Here is an 18,061-nt window from a genome sequence, read left to right on the forward strand (position 1 = left end):
ACCCTACGTCAAGACGATGCCGGTGAGCTGCCCGGAAGAGTGACAAGGATTCGGCAACCCCGTGACGATTCGGCCACGCCGATGTGCCCGCCGTGCAGGCCGACGGCCCAGCGGGCGATCGCCAGACCCAGCCCGGTACCCCCGTCCCCGCCGCGCGCCGCGCCCCGGTTGAACCGCTCGAAGACCCGGTGCCGCTCCGCCTCCGGAATTCCCGGACCCTCGTCGACGACCTCCAGGGCCAGGCTCCCGGGCGCGTCGCCGGCCCGGGCGCGGACCGTCACCCGGCCGTGCGGCGGACTGTGCTTGACCGCGTTGTCGATCAGGTTCGCCACCACCTGGTGCAGCCGCTCCGCATCGGCGTGCGCCGTCAGCTCCGGCGGGAACACGTCCAGGTGGAGGTGCACGTCATTACGGGTGTGCCCGCCCGAACCGGACGTCAGCCCCGGCCGCCCCGCGGCCGCCAGCCCCGACTCCTTCAGCACCCCCGACAGGTACGGCCACACCTCGAACCGGCGCGCCTTCAGCGGCACCACCCCGTTGTCCACCCGGGACAGGTCCAGCAGGGTCTCCACCAGCCGGCCGAGCCGTTCCGTCTGCTTCAGGGCCGTGCGCATCGTCTCCGGATCGGCCTGCGAGACCCCGTCCACGACGTTCTCCAGCACCGCCCGCAGCGCCGCGATCGGCGTGCGCAGCTCGTGCGAGACGTTCGCGACCAGTTCTCTACGGTGCCTGTCCACGGCCTCCAGGTCATCGGCCATCAGGTTGATCGTCGCGGCCAGATCGCCCAGCTCGTCGCGGCGTCCGGCGCCGCGCACCCGGCGCGTGTAGTCCCCGTGGGAGATGGCGCGGGCCACCGTCGTCATGTCGTCCAGCGGGGCCGTCAGGCTGTGCGCCACGAACTGGGTGATCAGCATCGAGGCGATCACCGAGAAGACCGTGATGAACCGGACCTCCGTGGCCGTGCGCAGCGCCACCATCAGCAGACCCGTGGTGATGAACACCGACACCACGACGAGCGTGCCCAGCTTCGTCTTGATCGAGAACGGCGAGTAGGGCCGCAACCCCGGTCCCGGGGGCCGGTCGCTCACGCCTGCGCCGGGGTCTCCAGGGCGTACCCGACGCCGTGGACCGTCCGGATCCGCTCCGCGCCGATCTTCCGGCGCAGCGCCTTGATGTGACTGTCGACCGTACGGGTGCCCGAGGCGTCCGCCCAGTCCCAGACCTCCGCGAGCAGCTGCTCCCGCGAGAGCACCGCGCGGGGCGTCCCCGCCAGGCACACCAGCAGGTCGAACTCGGTCGGCGTCAGGTGCACGTCCTCCGCCTGCACCCGGACCCGCCGCTGCGCGTGGTCGATCTCCAGGTCGCCCAGGCGCAGCGTGGCCCCGCGCGGGGCGGTCGCGGCCAGCGTGGCCCGCTCCACCCGGCGCAGCAGTACGTGGACCCGCGCGGCCAGCTCCCGCATGGAGAACGGCTTCGTCATGTAGTCGTCCGCCCCGACCCCGAGCCCGACCAGCATGTCGGTCTCGTCGTCCCGGGCGGTGAGCATCAGCACCGGAACGGGCCGCTGCGCCTGGACCCGGCGGCACACCTCCAGCCCGTCGAAGCCCGGCAGCATGACGTCGAGCACCAGCAGCTCCGGCAGCCAGCTCTCGGAGGCGGCCACGGCCGCCGGCCCGTCGTAGGCCGTCTGCACCTGGAAGCCCTCCGCCCGCAGCCGGGCCGCGATGGCGTCGGCGATGGTGCGGTCGTCCTCGACCACGAGCACGCGCCGCTGGGCGCCCGGGGTGGCCGCGGCGCCGTTGTGGGTGGTGTGTGTCTGTTCCATGTCCCGCCCCTGAAGATCCCGCGTGATGGGGTGCAGCGTAGAGGAGGCACCGGCCTGCGGCTATGTGCGGTTCGGACAGCGAACGAACGGGTGAACGGGCCGCGCACCGTGTTGCCGGACAACGCGCGGGGCGGTGGCCGGAAAGGGTCGGCGGCCCGGTGGACCCGTCCGGGCACGGCCCTAGAAGCCCGGCAGGGCCGCCAGGACCCGCTCCAGTCCGGGTGTCAGCGAGCCCTGGTCGGAGCTCACCGTGGACCCCTCGTACACGAACGTGTAGGCGAAGCCGTCGTAGACCGGCGGGTCCGTCGTCGCGTCGGCCGGCAGGCGCGGCAGGTCCGCGGCGCGCAGCGCGGTGCGCAGCGCCTCCAGAGCGGACGGGGGCAGCTGCCCGGCCTCCGGCCGCGCGGTGCCCGCCGTCCGGGTCCACGAGCCGTCGCCCCGGACGGTGAGGACGACCGTACGGCCGGCGAACCCGCCGGTGCGGGTGACGGTGACCAGCCGCTCGGCGGCGGGATCCGGGCTCGGGGACGCCGACGGGGCCGGACGGCCCGGGGACGCCGGGGTCCCGGCGGTGGCGCCGGATGTCACCCCGGCCGTCACCCCGGCCGTCGCGCCGGATGTCGCCCCGGCCGAGGGTCCGCCGGGCCCGGGGGAGCCGCCGCCCGCGCCGCAGCCGACCAGTACCGCCACCGCCAGCAGGGCCCCCGCCGCCGTCCCCGCCGTCCGCCCGTTCCGTACCGTTCGCACATTCGCCTCCCGGGTACCCCGGCCGACCCCGACCATGGACTTCCATCCCACCACGGAACCCATCCCCGGAGGCCGTCATCCGCCGCATCGCCGCATGGCGCTTGCTGCCCCCGCTGCTCGCCGTCCTCCTCGGCGTCCTCGCGCTGGAACGCGGACCCGGCGGCGGCAGCATGTGGCGCGACGAGTCCACCACCTGGCAGGTCGCCCACCGCCCCCTGGCCGATCTCGCCGGACTCCTGGCACGGGTCGACGCCGTCCACGGCCTGTACTACCTGCTGATGCACACGGTCTTCGACCTGTGGGACGGGGGCCTGTGGGCGTTGCGCCTGCCCTCCGTGGCCGGCGCCGCCCTCGCCGCCGCAGGTGTGGCCGCGATCGCCCACCGCCTCGCGGGGGAGCGGGCCGCGCTCCTCGCCGGCACCGCCTACGCCCTGCTCCCGCCCGTACAGGCCTACGCCCAGGAAGGACGCTCGTACGCCCTCGTCTCGGCGGCGGTGGTCTGGGCCACCCACCTGATGCTGTGCGGGCGGTGGGCTGCCTACGCCGCCGTGCTGCTCCTCGGCTGCTGGCTGCACGAGTTCGCCGTCCTGGCCCTGCTCGCCCATGCCCCCGTCGCCCGTCGCTCGCGCGGCTGGCGGTGGAGCGCGGCGGCCGTGGTGGCCGGGCTGGCGCCGCTGGCACTGCTGAGCGCCGGACAGGCGCGGGCGCAGCTGGGCTGGCTCGGACGGCCCTCCTGGCAGGACTGGGCGGCCTACGGGGTGCTGGCGGGCGCGGTGCTGCTGCTCGCGCGGGGCGCCCGCGAGCGGGGCCTCGCGGACCTGGCGCGGGTCGCCGTACCGCTGGCCCTGCTGCCGCCCGGACTGCTGATGACGGTGTCCCTGGTGCACCCCTGGTACGTCGACCGGTACGTCCTCTACGCGCTCGCCGGACCCGCCCTCCTCGTCGGGGCCCGGCTCGCCCCCGCGCGCGGCCGGCGGCCCTGGCTGCTGGTCGCCGTCCTGCTGGTGCCCCTGGGCTGGTGGTCGGTGTGGCTGCGGACCCCCGAGAGCCGCAAGGACGACGTCCTCGCGGTGGCCGCCGCCGTCCGGGAGCGGGCCCGCCCCGGGGACGCGGTGCTGTTCATGCCGTCGCGGCGGCGCGAGTGGCTGCTGTCCTCGCCCGCCGCCTACGCGGGCCTGCGCGACGTGGCCCTGGAACGCTCCCCCCGGGCCTCGGACACCCTCCAGGGCACCGAACTGCCCCCGGAGCGGATCCGGGAGGCGCTGCTGCGCTCGCCCCGGGTGGTCGCCCTGCTGGACCCGGACGGGCAGCCGCTGGACCCGTACCCGCGCGAGGCCGCCAAGCGGGAGGCGCTGGCCGCCGGCTTCGAACGCTGCTCGGTGACGCCGGTGCGGGGAGCCCGGGTCGCGGTGTACGCGAGGGCGGGCGGCTGCGGCTGAGCCGGGCCGGGGCCACGGTGGGCGGCTGCGGCTGCGGCTGCGGTTGAGCCGGGCCGGGGTCCGGCCGGGCCGGCCGGGGCCGACTCGCCCCCGGCCGGGGCCCGTTGCCCCCGCCGGCGGGGGCCGGGGGAGGATGGTGCGACCCGCGTCAGACACCCCGTCGGGCGGCACGCCCCGGCGGGCGGAGCCCGGCGCGCATCCGGAGGTGCCGCATGCCCACACCCGACCCCACCGGTCCGGACCCCACCGGTCCCGACGCCGCCGGTCCGGACTCCACCCGTCCCGACCCCGCCGCGTTCGGGCCGCTCGTGGGGGTCGAGTGGCTCGCGGAGCGGATCGGCGGGACCGGGCCGGTCCTGTTCGACGCCTCCGTCGGCGCCCACCGGGGCGCCCCCGCCCGGATCCCCGGCGCGCGGCCCTTCGACCTCGACGGCGTCCTGTCCGACCACACCGCCGCCGCGCCGCACACCATGCCCGCCGCCGCGGAGTTCGCCGACGCCATGCGCGGCCTCGGCCTCGACGACACCGACACCGTGGTCGTCTACGACGGCGCCGGGATCTACTCCAGCGCCCGCGCCTGGTGGATGCTGCGCGCCATGGGCTTCACCCGCGCCGCCGTCCTCGACGGGGGCCTGCCCGCCTGGACCGCCGCGGGCCTGCCCGTCGAGGACGTCCCGGCGGCGTACGGGGGCCTGCGCGGCTCCTTCACCGCCCGGCCGCGCCCCGGGCTGCTGGTGGACGCCGACACCGTCTCGGCGGCGCTGGCCGATCCGGCGGCCGTCGTCCTGGACGCCCGCACCCGGGAGCGCTTCGAGGGCACCGCCCCCGAACCGCGGCCCGGACTGCGCGGCGGTCACATGCCGGGCGCGGTCAGCCTGCCGTTCGGGGAACTGCAGGGGCCGGACGGGCGGATGCGGCCGACGCAGGAGCTGCGTACGGCGTTCGCCGCCGTGGCGGACGGCCGCGAACGCCTCTTCTTCAGCTGCGGCTCGGGGGTGACGGCCTGCGTCCTCGCCCTCGGCGCGACCCTGGCCGGCCGCGAGGACGGGCTGGCGGTGTACGACGGCTCCTGGAGCGAATGGGGACTCCCCTCCCCGGACCGCCCGGTGACCTCCGGCCCCTGACCGCCCCGCCCCGACCGGGGGACAACCCCACCCCGGCTCCGGGTGCCGGCCCCAGCGCCCGGCGGCCCCGGGGCGGCGAGAGTGGACGGCATGTCAGCCCACATCGCGTCAGCCCGCCCCGGCCGGAAGGCCCTCGGCGGCGTCGTCACCGTCGCCGCGCTCCTCCTCGCCGGCTGCTCCCTGCCCGGGGGCACGACCAGGAGCCTCACCGCCGACGCCACCGTGACCGAGGCCGTCACGGCGGTCGAGGTGACGGACGCGCGCCGCGGTTCCATCGAGGTCACCCCCGGCACCGGCCCGGGGGTGAACGTCCACCGGACCGTGCACTACCGCGGCGACCGGACCCCCGAGCCCGGCCAGCGGGTCTCCGACGGTGTACTGACCTTCACCACGGGCTGCGCGGACTCCTGCTGGGTCGACTACCGCCTGGAGGTGCCCGCCTCCGCGAAGGTCCGCCTCGACAACAGCAGCGGCCGCATCACCGTGGCGGGGGTCGCGGCCGCCGAGGTCACCTCCGACTCCGGGGACGTGCGCGCCGAGCGGATCGCCGGCCCGCTGAGGATCCGTACCGCGTCGGGCGACATCGAGGCCACCGACCTGCGCGCCCCCGACGCCGAGATCCGCTCGGGCTCCGGCGACGCCACCCTCGGCTTCGCCGCGCCCCCGGCCTCGCTGTCGGTCACCACCGCCTCGGGGGAGGTCCGGGCCCGGCTGCCCGAGGCCCCGTACGAGGTGACGGCCTCCACGACCTCCGGCGACCGTGACGTCACCCTGGCCTCCACCCCCGCCGCGCCCTCCCGGCTGTCCTTCCGCACCACCTCGGGGGACCTCCACGTCTCCGGCTGACGCGGACGCCCGTGCCACCCCCGCAGCGGGCCGGAACGTCCCGTCCTCAGCGGGAGGGGCCGGGAGGCGCGTCGACGCGGCGCTGGTTGCTCGTGCCGCAGGCCAGGCAGACGATCCAGTCCCGCATCCCGCCGTCCTCGTGCCGCCACGGGACTCCGGCGACGTTCCCCTCGGACCCGCAGAACACGCACACCTCCTCCTCCCCCTCCAGCCGCCGCATCGGCCGGAGGGGGCCGTCCGGCGGGTTCCGGACGCCCAGCCAGTCGCAGCCGGGGCAGTTCCACCACTCCTCGTCGCTCCTCGGCCGCGGCGGCCCGCCGCCCCAGAGGTTCCTGCGCCGCAGGACCTGGAACGACGCCGGCTCCCGCCCGCAGCGCGGGCATTCGGGGACGGTCACGGCCGCCCTCCCTTCTTCGCGTCCGGTCTTCTCGGGTCGAGAACTCGCAGCTCACAGCAGCCCCGGGGGCCTGCGCGCAGGTGTTCGCCCCCGGCGAACGGGAGTTGGGGAACATCGTGGGGCGCAGATGCATTGAGTCGGCATAGCTCAACTTCACTGCCGGAGGGAAGATCATGGCTTCGACGTCCGTAACGCTCACCCTGCCCGTGCTGCCGCTCGACGACGAGGTCGTGCTGCCCGGAATGGTCGTTCCGCTGGACCTGTCCGACGCCGAGGTGCGCGGAGCCGTGGAGGCAGCGCAGGCGGCGGCCGGGAGCGGAAAACCCCGGGTCCTGCTCGTGCCCCGGGTCGACGGCAAGTACACCGGCACCGGCGTGCTGGGGACCGTCGAGCAGGTCGGCCGGCTCTCCGACGGGGATCCCGGCGCGCTGATCCGCGGACGCGGGCGCGTCAGGATCGGGGCCGGCACGACCGGGCCCGGGGCCGCGCTCTGGGTGGAGGGCGAGACCGTCGACGAGAAGGTGCCCGATCCGCTGCCCGGGGCGGTCGCCGAGCTCGTCAAGGAGTACAAGGCCCTCGCCACCACGTGGCTCAAGAAGCGCGGCGCCTGGCAGGTCGTGGACCGGGTCCAGCAGATCGAGGGCGTCTCGGCGCTCGCCGACAACTCCGGCTACTCGCCCTTCCTGACCACCGCCCAGAAGGTGGAACTGCTGGAGACCGCCGACCCGGTCGCCCGCCTCAGGCTCGCCGTCAAGGCGCTCGGCGACCACCTCGCCGAGCAGGACGTCGCCGAATCCATCGCCAAGGACGTCCAGGACGGCGTCGACAAGCAGCAGCGCGAGTTCCTCCTGCGCCGCCAGCTCGAAGCCGTCCGCAAGGAGCTGCGCGAGCTGAACGGGGAGCAGGAGGGCGAGGAGTCCGACGACTACCGCGCCCGCGTCGAGGCCGCCGACCTCCCCGAGAAGGTCCGCGAGGCCGCCCTCAAGGAGGTCGAGAAGCTCGAACGCGCCAGCGACCAGAGCCCGGAGGGCTCCTGGATCCGCACCTGGCTGGACACCGTCCTCGAACTGCCCTGGAACGAGCGGACCGAGGACCGGTACGACATCCAGGGCGCCCGCGCCGTCCTGGACGCCGAGCACGCCGGACTCGGCGACGTGAAGGACCGCATCACCGAGTACCTCGCCGTCCGCAAGCGGCGCGGCGAGCGCGGCATGGGCGTCATCGGCGGCCGGCGCGGCGGAGCCGTGCTCGCGCTCGTCGGCCCGCCCGGCGTCGGAAAGACCTCCCTCGGCGAGAGCGTGGCCCACGCCATGGGCCGCAAGTTCGTCCGCGTCGCCCTCGGCGGCGTCCGCGACGAGGCGGAGGTGCGCGGCCACCGCCGCACCTACGTCGGCGCCCTGCCGGGCCGCATCGTCCGCGCGATCAAGGAGGCCGGTTCCATGAACCCGGTCGTCCTCCTCGACGAGATCGACAAGGTCGGCTCCGACTTCCGCGGGGACCCGGCCGCCGCCCTCCTGGAGGTCCTGGACCCGGCGCAGAACCACACCTTCCGCGACCACTACCTGGAGGTGGAACTGGACCTGAGCGACGTGGTCTTCCTGGCCACCGCCAACGTCCTCGAAGCCATCCCCGAGGCCCTGGCCGACCGCATGGAACTGGTCCGCCTCGACGGGTACACCGAGGACGAGAAGGTCGTCATCGCCCGCGACCACCTGCTGCCCCGCCAGCTGGAGCGTGCGGGCCTGGCCGCCGACGAGGTGGTACTGGAGGAGGAGGCCCTGCGCAGGCTCGCGGGCGAGTACACCCGCGAGGCGGGCGTGCGCACCCTGGAGCGGTCCATCGCCCGGCTGCTGCGCAAGGTGACCTCCCAGCACGAGCTCGGCGAGCGGGAACTGCCCTTCACCATCGGCGCCGACGACCTGCGCGCCCTGATCGGGCGGCCGCACCACGTCCCGGAGTCCGCTCAGGACCCCGCGGAACGGCGCACCGCCGTCCCCGGCGTGGCCACCGGCCTCGCCGTGACCGGCGCCGGAGGCGACGTGCTCTTCGTCGAGGCCTCGCTCGCCGACCCCGAGACGGGGGCCGCCGGGCTCACCCTCACCGGCCAGCTGGGCGACGTGATGAAGGAGTCGGCGCAGATCGCGCTGAGCTTCCTGCGCTCGCACGGCGCGGAACTGGAGCTGCCGGTCGCCGACCTCAAGGACCGGGGCGTGCACATCCACTTCCCGGCCGGCGCGGTCCCCAAGGACGGCCCCAGCGCGGGCATCACCATGACCACGGCCCTCGCCTCGCTGCTCTCCGGCCGCCAGGTCCGCACCGACGTGGCCATGACCGGCGAGGTCTCCCTCACCGGCCGGGTGCTGCCCATCGGCGGGGTCAAGCAGAAGCTGCTGGCCGCGCACCGGGCGGGCCTGACCACCGTGATCATCCCCAAGCGCAACGAGGCCGACCTGGACGACGTCCCGGCCGAGGTGCTGGAGGGGCTGGAGGTGCACCCGGTGACGGACGTGCGCCAGGTGCTGGAGCTGGCCCTGTCCCCGGCCGCGATCTCCTTCACCAAGGCCGCCTGACCTGCGCACGAGAGCTCCGCACGGCCCGGGGACCCGCATCGGCGGGGCCCCGGGCCGTCGGCACGCCCCCTGCGAAATACTGGGCCCCTACAGCGGGCCCGGAGCGGGCCCGCAGCGGGACACCACCACCGATCGGAGCCGGACGTGCACGGGAGCGAAGACCAGGAGTTCCTTGCCCTGGAGCGGGAGCTGTCCGTCTTCCTCCGGCGGGCCCGCGCCTCCTCCGGCGAGATGGCCCGGGCGCTCCACCCGGAGCTGGAGCCCGCCGCGTACGGGCTGCTCGTCCGGCTGGAGGCCGCCGGCCGCCAGCGGGCCACCGAGCTCGCCGCCTACTTCGGGGTCGGCAAGGCCACCATGAGCCGCCAGCTGCGCGCCCTGGAGGTCCTGGGCCTGGTGGCCCGCGAGCCGGACCCGGCCGACGGCCGCGCCTTCCTCGTCGGCCTCACCGACGAGGGCCGGGCCCGCTTCCTGCGCGTACGGGGAGCCCGCCGCGAGCAGTACATGCGCAAGCTGGCCGACTGGGACCGGGGCGAGGTGGCGGAACTGGCCCGCCTGCTCAACCAGCTGAACTCCGGCGAGGAGTAGGAGGAGCAGGCGGAGCAGGCGGAGCGAACCGGCCGGCCCGGGGGAATGAGGGCCGGTCGCCCCGGGGGAGCGGGGCCGGTCGCCGTGCGGGCTCAGAGCTCCGCGTAGACCGCCGAGGCGTCGTCGTGCCGCTTGTGCCGGGCCGGCGGACGCAGCGGATCGGACTCGATCGCCCGTACCCGCCCGATCAGCCCCTCGGCGCCCTCCTCGCGCAGCACGTCCAGACAGGCGGCCCAGTCGCCCTCCCCGAACGTGTCCGTCCACCGGCTCGCCCCGTCCGTCAGCGCCGCGACCGCCGCCACCTCCCCGCGCGGGGTGTGCCCGGTGACCGCGCGGGCCGCCACCGCCGGATCGGCCGCCGCGGTGAAGAAGCCCCCGGCGGCGTTGCGCAGCGCGTCCGTCGCCGCCACCGAGCCGAGCACCTCGCGCGGGATCCGGTCCAGCCGGTCGTCGAGCACCGCCGTCACCCCGCCGTCGGGCGCGCGGAGCAGGAGCACGGAGTCCGAGAGCACGAGGTGTTCCACGCGGGCCCCGTCCCAGCGCACCACGACGACCGTCGCCTGCGGGGTGCGGACGTGAGAAAGGTCACAGGTTTGACGGTGTGCGTCGGCGGTGTCGCCGATGGCGCGCGCCAGGATCCGGTCCAGCGGCATGTCCCGTCGCGATCCGGACAGTTCGGTCAATCGGCCGCCGAGCCGCGCCGAGAACCAGGGCACTCCGTGCACGCACCCGTCGTCGCCGCGCGGCGGGGTGACTCCGTCCAGGACGACCAGGACGCCACCTCCCGTCGCAGGTATCGCGGCCGACACCCAGTCCTCGTTGGGGCGTTCCGGGTTGCCGGGGGCCGAGGCCAGGTCGATGCGCATACGGACATTCTGCCCGCCGGGAACTCCCGGGCCCCGTAAGGTCCATACCAATCACGGTGTGTACGGGCCGCGCGCCCGCACCGCGGCCGGAGCGGCCCCGCGGGCATGTGGGCGGGCATAGTGCCAAAGCCCGGCTCGATCTTTCAACCACCCGTCCACGGCGGCCCCCTGACACGGGGTGCCCGAGTTGGTCGGCCACTCCTCCGTGATGTTCACTCCTTCGAGTGGCCGGGTGGGCGATGTGCGGCTCTCCTCCCAACACGCTGCAAAGGTCTGAGGCGGTACGAGGGGGCAGGGGGCGTTTACTTGTTGACCGGCCGTTACCTCGGCCACACGAGTAGACGAGCACGAGCACACGTACAGGATTGCGAGCACCGGTGCAGAAGAAGCGGTCTCGGAAGAACGGCACCGCCAGCGCCGACGGACCCGCCATCGCAGGACGGCGCGTCCGCGTCCGCCGCAGGCTGGTGATCGGGGTGGCAGTCGCCGGACTCACCGTCCTCGCGGCCGGCACCCCCGCCGTCGTCTCCGCCACGAGGGAACTGAACGACTCACAGCGCCTGGTCACCCTCGCGGAACAGACGCAGCACACCCTCACCCTCGCCCACCTCCTCGGCGACGAGCGCGACGCCGTCGTCGAGTACGCGGCGAAGGGACGGCCCGGCAACGCCAAGGCCGCCATCGACGAGCGCACGGCGCGCACCGACCGGCAGATCGCCGAGATCAGGCCCGAGGCCGACGGGGAACTCGCCCGCGCCCTCGGCCGGATCAAGGGCGTCCGCACCGAGGCCGTCGACGGCAAGGGCACCGCCCTCGCCGCCCAGCAGGCCTACGCGGGCGCCATCACCGAACTCCTCGCGCCCGGCGACCGGCTCGCCGAACTCACCCCGCCCCGCGCGGAGGCCGCCCTGGCCCTCACCCGGCCCATGGCCCCGCTGGGACAGGCCGTCGACCAGGCCTCCGCCACCCGCGGACTGCTGCTCGCCGCGCTGGCCGTCCCCCGGGCCGAGCAGCCTCCGGGCGCCGCCGTCGCCGACGAACTCACCGCCGCCGCCCAGCGGTCCCGGGTCCGGGAGCAGGCCGCGCTGGACGACTTCAACCGCGCCGCGCGCCCCGACGTACGGCAGACCCTCGCGGTCACCGTCACCGGCCCCGAGGTCAAGACCGCCGAGGACCACCTCAAGCGGCTCACCGACCGGCCCACCCTCACCCCGGCCGACCGCAAGGTCGACGCCGGCGCCGTCGCCACCGCGCTCACCGCCCGGATCGACCGGATGCGGTCGGTGGAGTCCACCCTCGCCGGCCAGCGGGCCACCGCCCTCGCCACCCTGCGCGACGACGACGTGACCCGGCTCGAACTGATGGTCGCCGGCCTCGGCGTGCTCTTCCTGTTCGTCATCGGCTTCTCCACCGCGATCGCCCGCTCCCTGACCCGTCCGCTGTCCGTGCTGCGCCGCGGCGCGGAGCGGCTGGCCACCCCGGAGGGCTCCGTCGAGCCGGTGCGCTTCACCGGCCGCAACGACGAGTTCGCCGAGGTCGTGCGCCACCTCAACGCCGTACGGGACCAGACGGTCGCCCTGCACACGAAGATCGCCGGCCTCGACGCCGACCGGCGCCGCCTCATCGGCCGCAACGAGGCCCTCTCCTCGGGCCGCGAGGCGCTGGAGGCGGAACTCAAGGAACTGCGGGCCGGGCTGGAGGAACACCGCCGGGTCATGTCGACGACCTCGGTCTCCCTCTCGCTGCGGACCCTGGGCCTGGTCGAGCGGCAACTCGCCGTCATCGAGGAACTGGAGTCCAAGGAGGGCGACCCGGACCGGCTCGCCACCCTCTTCAAGCTGGACCACCTGGCGACCGTGATGCGCCGCCACAACGAGAACCTGCTGGTCCTCGCCGGACAGGAACACGGCCACGGGCAGAGCCTGCCGGTGCCGCTGGTCGACGTCATGCGGGCCGCCGTCAGCGAGATCGAGCGCTACGAGCGGGTCGACCTGGCCGTCATGCCGATCGCGACGCAGGTCGCCGGGCACGCCGCCGACGACATCTCGCACGTCCTGGCCGAACTCCTGGAGAACGCCACCACCTTCTCGCCGCCCGAGGTCAAGGTGAAGGTCTCCGGCCTGGTCCGGGACTCCGGCGACGTCGTCCTGACCGTCGTCGACGAGGGCATCGGCGTCAGCGGCGACCGGCTCGACGCGCTGAACCTGCGCCTGTCCACCCCCGAGGCCTACGACGAGGAGCCCGAGGCCGAGCACGGTCTGGGCCTCGGCCTGTACGTCGCCGGGCGGCTCGCGGCGCGCCACGGCGTGACGGCCGAGCTGCGTGCCCCGCGGCACGGTGGCACGGAGGCGCTGGTCGTCATCCCCGCGCACCTGCTCCCCGCCGGTCCGCCGGCCTCTCCGGTGCACACCCTGGCCTCGCCGGGCGCTCCCGCGCTCCAGCTGCCCGGGGTGGTCGCCGAGGCCAACGAGAACACCCTGCCGCCGAGGCTCCGCCCGGAGCCCGTGACGGCGGAGGCGGAAGTGGAAGGCGCCCTCGCGGAGGCCCTGCCGGGCGAGGTCGCGGACGGCTCCGTGACGGACGGCTCCGTGACGGACGGCCTCCTGTCGGACGGCCCGCTGTCGGAGGGGCTGCTCGCGCGCTCCGAGACGGCGGCCGAGGACACGGAGCCGGAGGCTCCGGCCCGCGTGGTCACCCTGGCCGAAGCCTTCGAGGCCGACGCCCAGGTGCCGGACGCCCAGGTGGCCGACGCCCTGGAGTCCGAGTCCCCGGAGTCCGAGTCCCCGGAGCCTGACGCTCCGGCCTCCGACGCCCAGGCGACCGAGCCCCTGGCGTCCGACGCCCCGGTGTTCGACGCCCTCGTGTCCGAGTCGCCGGGGTCAGAGCCCCCGGCGTCCGACGCCCCGGCGGAGCCCGCCGAGGTACCGGACGAGGAGGCCCCCACCCGGGTCGTCCCGCTGGCCGAGGCCTTCGAGGACGCCCCGCCGCCCCCGGCCGACCAGGTCTTCACGGCGTTCGCCGAGCCGGAGACCCCGGCCGAGGAACTGCTGGCCCGCGTCGTCCCCCAGGCCGAGGGCCAACCGGACGCGCAGGGCTTCACCGTGACCCCACCCGAGGCCGAGACGACCGCCCACCGGCGCGTCGCCGACGCCGAGGACGGTTTCGTACCGCGCCAGGGCAGCCACCCCGGCCACGCACCCGAGGCCGGCACCGGAACCACCCCCGGACCCGTCGCCGCAGCCCTCTCCGAGGCCGTCACCGACAAGGGCCTCCCCAAGCGCACCCCGCGTTCCGTCCCCGGCCCCGCCGCCGGACGCCCCGCCGCGGCCCGCCCCGAGCCGCGCCGGGTGGACGCCGAAGAACTGCGCCGTCGCCTCGGCGGGTTCTACCAGGGCGCCCAGGACGGGCGGCGCGTGGCCGCCGCCGAACTCGCGCAGGACCGCGGGCAGGGGCAGGGACACACCGACCAGGGGGACACCGCACAGGAGGCCCGCACATGACCGCGCCCAGTACGTACGGACTGAGCACCCAGGCCCGCAACCTGCAGTGGCTGCTGACCGACCTGGTCGAGGAGGTGCCCGGAGTCAACTCCGTGGCCGTCGTCTCCTCGGACGGTCTCCTGCTGCTCTCCTCCGAACCGGGGGCCTCGGACACCCCCCAGGAGGGACGCCCCAAGGGCCCCCGCGGAGCCTCGGCCGACCTCGCCACCATCGTCTCCGGACTCGGCAGCCTCACCACCGGCGCCGCCGCCCTCATGGAGTTCGGCGCGGTCAAGCAGACCATGGTGGCGATGGAGAACGGCTCCGTCTTCGTCATGGCCATCAGCGACGGCTCCCTGCTCGGCGTGCACGCCACGCCCGACTGCGACATGAGCGTCATCGCCTACCACATGGCCCTGTTCGTCGGCCGGGCCGGCCACGTCCTGACCCCCGAAGTCCGCAGTGAACTGCGCCAGTCGATGGAGAAGACCCCGTGAGGAGTACGGCCTCCGACCGACTGCCGATACGCGGCGCCGACCGCCGCCCCGCCCGCGTCCGCCCGTACTCCCTCACGGGCGGCCGCACCCGCTTCACGCAGGTCCTGCTGGTGGAGACCTTCGTCGCCGCCCTCGACACCGGCCCGGCCAAGACGCCCGACCGCATGCCCGAGATGCGGGCCATCGTCGAGGTCTGCCGCCGCATGCGCACGATCGCCGAGATCGCCGCCCTGCTGAAGCTGCCCCTCGGTGTCGTCCGCGTCCTCGTCAGCGACCTCGCCGACCAGGGCCGGGTCCGCGTCTACGGCACCGGGCACGGCACCGGCCGGCCCGAACGCGCGCTGCTGGAAAGGGTGCTCAGTGGTCTTCGCCGTCTCTGACCCCGCCGCCCTGCTGGACGACGAACCGGTCCAGCCCTGGCAGTACGACCGTTCGCGCGCGCCCGTCGCCGTCAAGGTGCTCGTCGCGGGCGGCTTCGGCGTCGGCAAGACCACCTTCGTCTCCTCCGTCTCCGAGATCACCCCACTGCGCACCGAGGCGGTGATGACCCAGGCCGCCGCACCCACCGACGACCTCACCGGCACCCCGGACAAGCACACGACGACCGTCGCGATGGACTTCGGCCGCATCACCCTCGACGACGACCTCGTGCTGTACGTGTACGGAACCCCGGGCCAGGAACGGTTCTGGTTCATGTGGGACGACCTCGTCCGCGGGGCCATCGGCGGACTCGTCCTCGCCGACACCCGCAGGCTGCGCGACTGCTTCCCCGCGCTCGACTACTTCGAGAGCTGCGGGCTCCCGTACGCCGTCGCCGTCAACCACTTCGAGGGCTCACAGGCCTACGACGTCGAGGACGTGCGGGAGGCGCTCACCATCCCGCCGGAGGTCCCCGTCGTCATCATGGACGCGCGGCGCCGGGCGACGGTCGTCGAATCCCTGCTGACCCTCGTGGGCCACGCGCTGGACGCCACCCCCGAATAGCCCGAACCGTCCCGCAGATTGAGAACGTGAGATGCGCAGGATACTTGTCGTGGGGGCCGGCCAGTCCGGTCTCCAGCTCGCCCTCGGCCTCCAGGCGAAGGGGTACGAGGTCACCCTCATGTCCAATCGGACGGCGGACGAGATCCGCACCGGGCGGGTCATGTCCACGCAAGTCATGTTCGACTCGGCCCTCCAGCACGAGCGCGACCTCCAGCTGAACTTCTGGGAGCGCCAGGCCCCCCGGATCGAGGGCGTCGGCGTCTCGGTCGCCGCCCCCGACGGCTCCCGCCCCATCGACTGGCTCGGCCGTCTCAAGGGCTACGCCCAGTCCGTCGACCAGCGCGTGAAGATGGCCGGCTGGCTCGACACCTTCACCCAGCGCGGCGGCCAGCTGGTCATCCACGGCGCCTCCGTCGCCGACCTGGACTTCTTCTCCCGCACCTACGACCTGGTGCTGGTCGCCGCGGGCAAGGGCGAACTGGTCTCCATGTTCGAGCGGAACGCGGTGCGCTCGCCCTACGACGCCCCCCAGCGCGCCCTCGCCGTCAGCTACGTCCACGGACTCGGGCCGCGCCCCGAACACCCGGAGACCGAAGCCGTCCGCTGCAACCTGGTCCCCGGCGTCGGCGAACTGTTCGTCATGCCGACCCTCACCACCTCCGGCCGGGCCGACATCCTCTTCTGGGAAGGCCTCCCCGGTGGCCCGCTGGACGTGTTCCGGGGCGTCAACGACCCGGGGGAGCACCTGGCGCTGACGCTGGAACTCATGGAGAAGTTCACGCCCTGGGAGTACGCCCGCGCCACCAAGGTGGAGCTGACGGACGCCGGCGGCACCCTCGCGGGCCGCTACGCCCCCGTGGTCCGCAACCCCGTCGGCCGGCTGCCGGGCGGCGGCCTGGTGCTGGGCGTGGCCGACGTGGTCGTGGCGAACGACCCGATCACCGGCCAGGGCTCGAACTCGGCCGCCAAGTGCGCGGCCTCGTACCTCTCCTCCATCCTCATGCACGGCGACCAGCCGTTCGACGAGGCCTGGATGAAGGCCACCTTCGACAAGTACTGGTTCACCACGGGCATGCCGGTCACCGAGTGGACCAACGCCATGCTCGGCGTCCCGCCGGAGCACGTGCTGGAGCTGATCGGCGCGGCCGGCCGGCTCCAGCCGGTGGCGGACCGTTTCGCCAACGGCTTCGACAACCCGGCCGACTTCGACTCCTACTTCTACGAGCCCGAGGACACGGCCGACTACCTGGCCGAGGTGTCCTCGTCGCTGTCCCCCATCTCGGCGGAATAGCCCGCGTCGTCCCCCGCCGTCGCGCCCTCGGGCAGCGGCGGCGGGGTGAACTCCGCCAGCGGAATCCCCTCGGGATCCGGCCGCACCGCCCCCAGCAACGGGTTCGCGGCGATGGGGGACACCTTCACGGTGGCACCCGGACGGGGCGCCTGGATCACCTTCCCGTCCCCGATGTACAGGGCCACGTGGGTCGCCTTCGGGAAGTAGACCACCAGATCGCCCGGCCGCAGCCGGTCCAGCGGCACCCGGGGGAGCCGCGCCCACTGCTCCTGGCTGGTCCGGGGGATGGAACGCCCGGCGTGCTCCCAGGCCTTCGAGGTCAGCCCCGAGCAGTCGAAGGAGGCCGGCCCCTCCGCGCCCCACACGTACGGCTTGCCGATCTGCGCCGTCGCGTACCGCAGGGCGGCGCCCCCGGCGGCGGTGGGCGTCCCCGTACGGGCGGGCAGCCGGCCGGAGTCCACCAGCTCCCGCTGCGCCCCGGCGGTGACGGCCGCCTCCCGCCGGTCCAGCCCCGCCACTTCCTCGGGCGTCAGCGCCGCGAGCAGCCGCTCGACGTCCTTCAGCCGGCCCGTCACCTCCTCGCGCTGCTTCCTGCGCTCGACGGCGAGGCCCTGCTGGGTGTCGAGGGCCTTGCGTGCCGCCCCGGCGAGGGCGTCGGCCTGCTGCTCGCCGCGCTCCAACCGCGCCACGACCCCGGCCTGCCGGGCTCCCTGGCGGGCGGCGATCCGGCGCTGGTCGACGGCCTGTTGGGGGTCGCCGGAGAGCAGCATGCGCAGGTACGGGGAGAGCCCGAGGGTGCCCTGGTACTGCTCCCGGGCCAGCCGCCCGGCGGTGGCCCTCTCGGCACCGAGCGCGGTACGCGCCCGCCCGAGCTCGGCGGTGAGGCGCCGCTCCTCGTCCTGGCCGGCCTTGAGGGCGACCTCGGTGGCGTTGTACGCCTCGCTGGCTTCCTCGGCCCGCTGGTACAGCCCCTGCAGCCGGGTCAGCAACTCCCCGACGGGCTCGGCCCGCGCGACGGGCGGCGGCCCGGCGGCAGCGACGAGGACGGCGGCCAGACAGGCCAGCCGCAACAGTCGTTTTGTCATGTAATCACCTCCGCGACACCGCCCGATGCTGCCACGTCCCCGCCCCGCAACCCCCGAGGCGGAACGGCGGGGTCACCCGGGTGGGGGTGGGGGCTTTGCGTGCCGGGTGGGGTCGGGGGGTGGGCGGTGCTCTCTTGGGCGGGGTGGGGGGACGGGTGGGGTCGGGGGGCGGCGGGACTCGACCTGGCCGGGATCGGGGGAGGGCTGGGGGCTTCCCGACAGTCTTTGGCATTCCGTGGCGGGCCGGTCCCTCAAGGGCGCTCCTTCGTCGCGTCGCTTCGCGATGGCCTTCGGCCACCCTTGACCGACCGTCCCGCCACGGAATG

16 protein-coding genes are annotated in these 18,061 nt (G+C 74.7%); 10 read left to right on the plus strand and 6 right to left on the minus strand.

What is annotated here, in order from left to right; all coding sequences use genetic code 11:
• Positions 1-8: 8 nt before the first annotated feature.
• The 3 genes from ABZW32_RS05685 to ABZW32_RS05695 form a co-directional block, all read right to left on the minus strand.
• Positions 9-1,088, minus strand: coding sequence for a HAMP domain-containing sensor histidine kinase (locus ABZW32_RS05685; RefSeq protein WP_356211577.1), 1,080 nt, complete (start codon positions 1,086-1,088; stop codon positions 9-11).
• A complete protein-coding gene (locus tag ABZW32_RS05690) occupies positions 1,085-1,825 on the minus strand; it encodes a response regulator transcription factor (RefSeq protein ID WP_030225711.1) in 741 nt (246 codons plus the stop codon). The genes ABZW32_RS05685 and ABZW32_RS05690 overlap by 4 nt, the downstream gene beginning before the upstream one ends.
• A gap of 180 nt (positions 1,826-2,005) precedes the next feature.
• On the minus strand, positions 2,006-2,572 hold the full coding sequence (locus ABZW32_RS05695) for a hypothetical protein (protein ID WP_356211580.1): 567 nt from the start codon (positions 2,570-2,572) through the stop codon (positions 2,006-2,008).
• Positions 2,573-2,673: 101 nt separating this feature from the next.
• On the opposite strand from ABZW32_RS05695, the gene ABZW32_RS05700 reads away from it, so the two are divergent.
• From ABZW32_RS05700 to ABZW32_RS05710, 3 genes are all read left to right on the plus strand, one after another.
• Positions 2,674-4,011: a hypothetical protein gene (locus ABZW32_RS05700; RefSeq protein ID WP_356211583.1), complete on the plus strand. Its 1,338-nt coding sequence runs from the start codon at positions 2,674-2,676 to the stop codon at positions 4,009-4,011.
• Positions 4,012-4,223: 212 nt separating this feature from the next.
• Entirely contained in the window at positions 4,224-5,135 is a 912-nt protein-coding gene (locus ABZW32_RS05705; protein WP_356211585.1) for a sulfurtransferase, read from the plus strand.
• Between the two features lie 90 nt (positions 5,136-5,225).
• A complete protein-coding gene (locus ABZW32_RS05710; RefSeq protein WP_356211587.1) occupies positions 5,226-5,981 on the plus strand; it encodes a DUF4097 family beta strand repeat-containing protein in 756 nt (251 codons plus the stop codon).
• 46 nt (positions 5,982-6,027) lie between these two features.
• Here ABZW32_RS05710 and ABZW32_RS05715 read toward each other — a convergent pair whose 3' ends face one another.
• Positions 6,028-6,378 (minus strand): hypothetical protein, encoded by a 351-nt coding sequence (locus ABZW32_RS05715; protein ID WP_356211590.1) that lies wholly within the window; start codon positions 6,376-6,378, stop codon positions 6,028-6,030.
• Positions 6,379-6,551: 173 nt separating this feature from the next.
• Between ABZW32_RS05715 and lon the strand changes: the two genes are divergently transcribed.
• Together lon and ABZW32_RS05725 are read left to right on the plus strand one after the other, a co-directional pair.
• On the plus strand, positions 6,552-8,948 hold the full coding sequence (gene lon, locus ABZW32_RS05720) for an endopeptidase La (RefSeq protein WP_356211592.1): 2,397 nt from the start codon (positions 6,552-6,554) through the stop codon (positions 8,946-8,948).
• 144 nt (positions 8,949-9,092) lie between these two features.
• A complete protein-coding gene (locus tag ABZW32_RS05725; protein WP_030225696.1) occupies positions 9,093-9,533 on the plus strand; it encodes a MarR family transcriptional regulator in 441 nt (146 codons plus the stop codon).
• 92 nt (positions 9,534-9,625) lie between these two features.
• On the opposite strand, the gene ABZW32_RS05730 is transcribed toward ABZW32_RS05725, so the two are convergent.
• Positions 9,626-10,399 carry a protein phosphatase 2C domain-containing protein gene (locus ABZW32_RS05730; RefSeq protein ID WP_356211595.1) on the minus strand — a complete coding sequence of 258 codons (774 nt, stop codon included), beginning with the start codon at positions 10,397-10,399 and terminating at the stop codon, positions 9,626-9,628.
• A 377-nt stretch (positions 10,400-10,776) separates the two neighbouring features.
• Here ABZW32_RS05730 and ABZW32_RS05735 point away from each other — a divergent pair, with 377 nt between their 5' ends.
• From ABZW32_RS05735 to ABZW32_RS05755, 5 genes are read left to right on the plus strand one after another with little or no spacing between them, the layout of a single operon-like run.
• Positions 10,777-13,899, plus strand: coding sequence for a nitrate- and nitrite sensing domain-containing protein (locus ABZW32_RS05735; protein WP_356211597.1), 3,123 nt, complete (start codon positions 10,777-10,779; stop codon positions 13,897-13,899).
• Complete coding sequence (locus ABZW32_RS05740; RefSeq protein WP_030225687.1) at positions 13,896-14,375, plus strand: roadblock/LC7 domain-containing protein; 480 nt, start codon at positions 13,896-13,898, stop codon at positions 14,373-14,375. Before ABZW32_RS05735 ends, ABZW32_RS05740 begins: the two co-directional genes overlap by 4 nt.
• On the plus strand, positions 14,372-14,755 hold the full coding sequence (locus tag ABZW32_RS05745) for a DUF742 domain-containing protein (protein ID WP_030225685.1): 384 nt from the start codon (positions 14,372-14,374) through the stop codon (positions 14,753-14,755). The genes ABZW32_RS05740 and ABZW32_RS05745 overlap by 4 nt, the downstream gene beginning before the upstream one ends.
• Complete coding sequence (locus ABZW32_RS05750) at positions 14,736-15,359, plus strand: ATP/GTP-binding protein (RefSeq protein ID WP_051840307.1); 624 nt, start codon at positions 14,736-14,738, stop codon at positions 15,357-15,359. The genes ABZW32_RS05745 and ABZW32_RS05750 overlap by 20 nt, the downstream gene beginning before the upstream one ends.
• Positions 15,360-15,390: 31 nt before the next feature.
• Positions 15,391-16,650, plus strand: a complete 1,260-nt coding sequence (locus tag ABZW32_RS05755; protein ID WP_356211602.1) for a styrene monooxygenase/indole monooxygenase family protein — start codon at positions 15,391-15,393, stop codon at positions 16,648-16,650.
• Here ABZW32_RS05755 and ABZW32_RS05760 read toward each other — a convergent pair.
• Entirely contained in the window at positions 16,602-17,735 is a 1,134-nt protein-coding gene (locus ABZW32_RS05760) for a C40 family peptidase (RefSeq protein WP_356211604.1), read from the minus strand. The two genes, ABZW32_RS05755 and ABZW32_RS05760, sit on opposite strands and share 49 nt — an antisense overlap.
• Between the last annotated feature and the right edge of the window lie 326 nt (positions 17,736-18,061).

Origin of the sequence: Streptomyces sp. NPDC004667 (genome assembly GCF_040609475.1) — a bacterium.
Classification (GTDB): domain Bacteria; phylum Actinomycetota; class Actinomycetes; order Streptomycetales; family Streptomycetaceae; genus Streptomyces.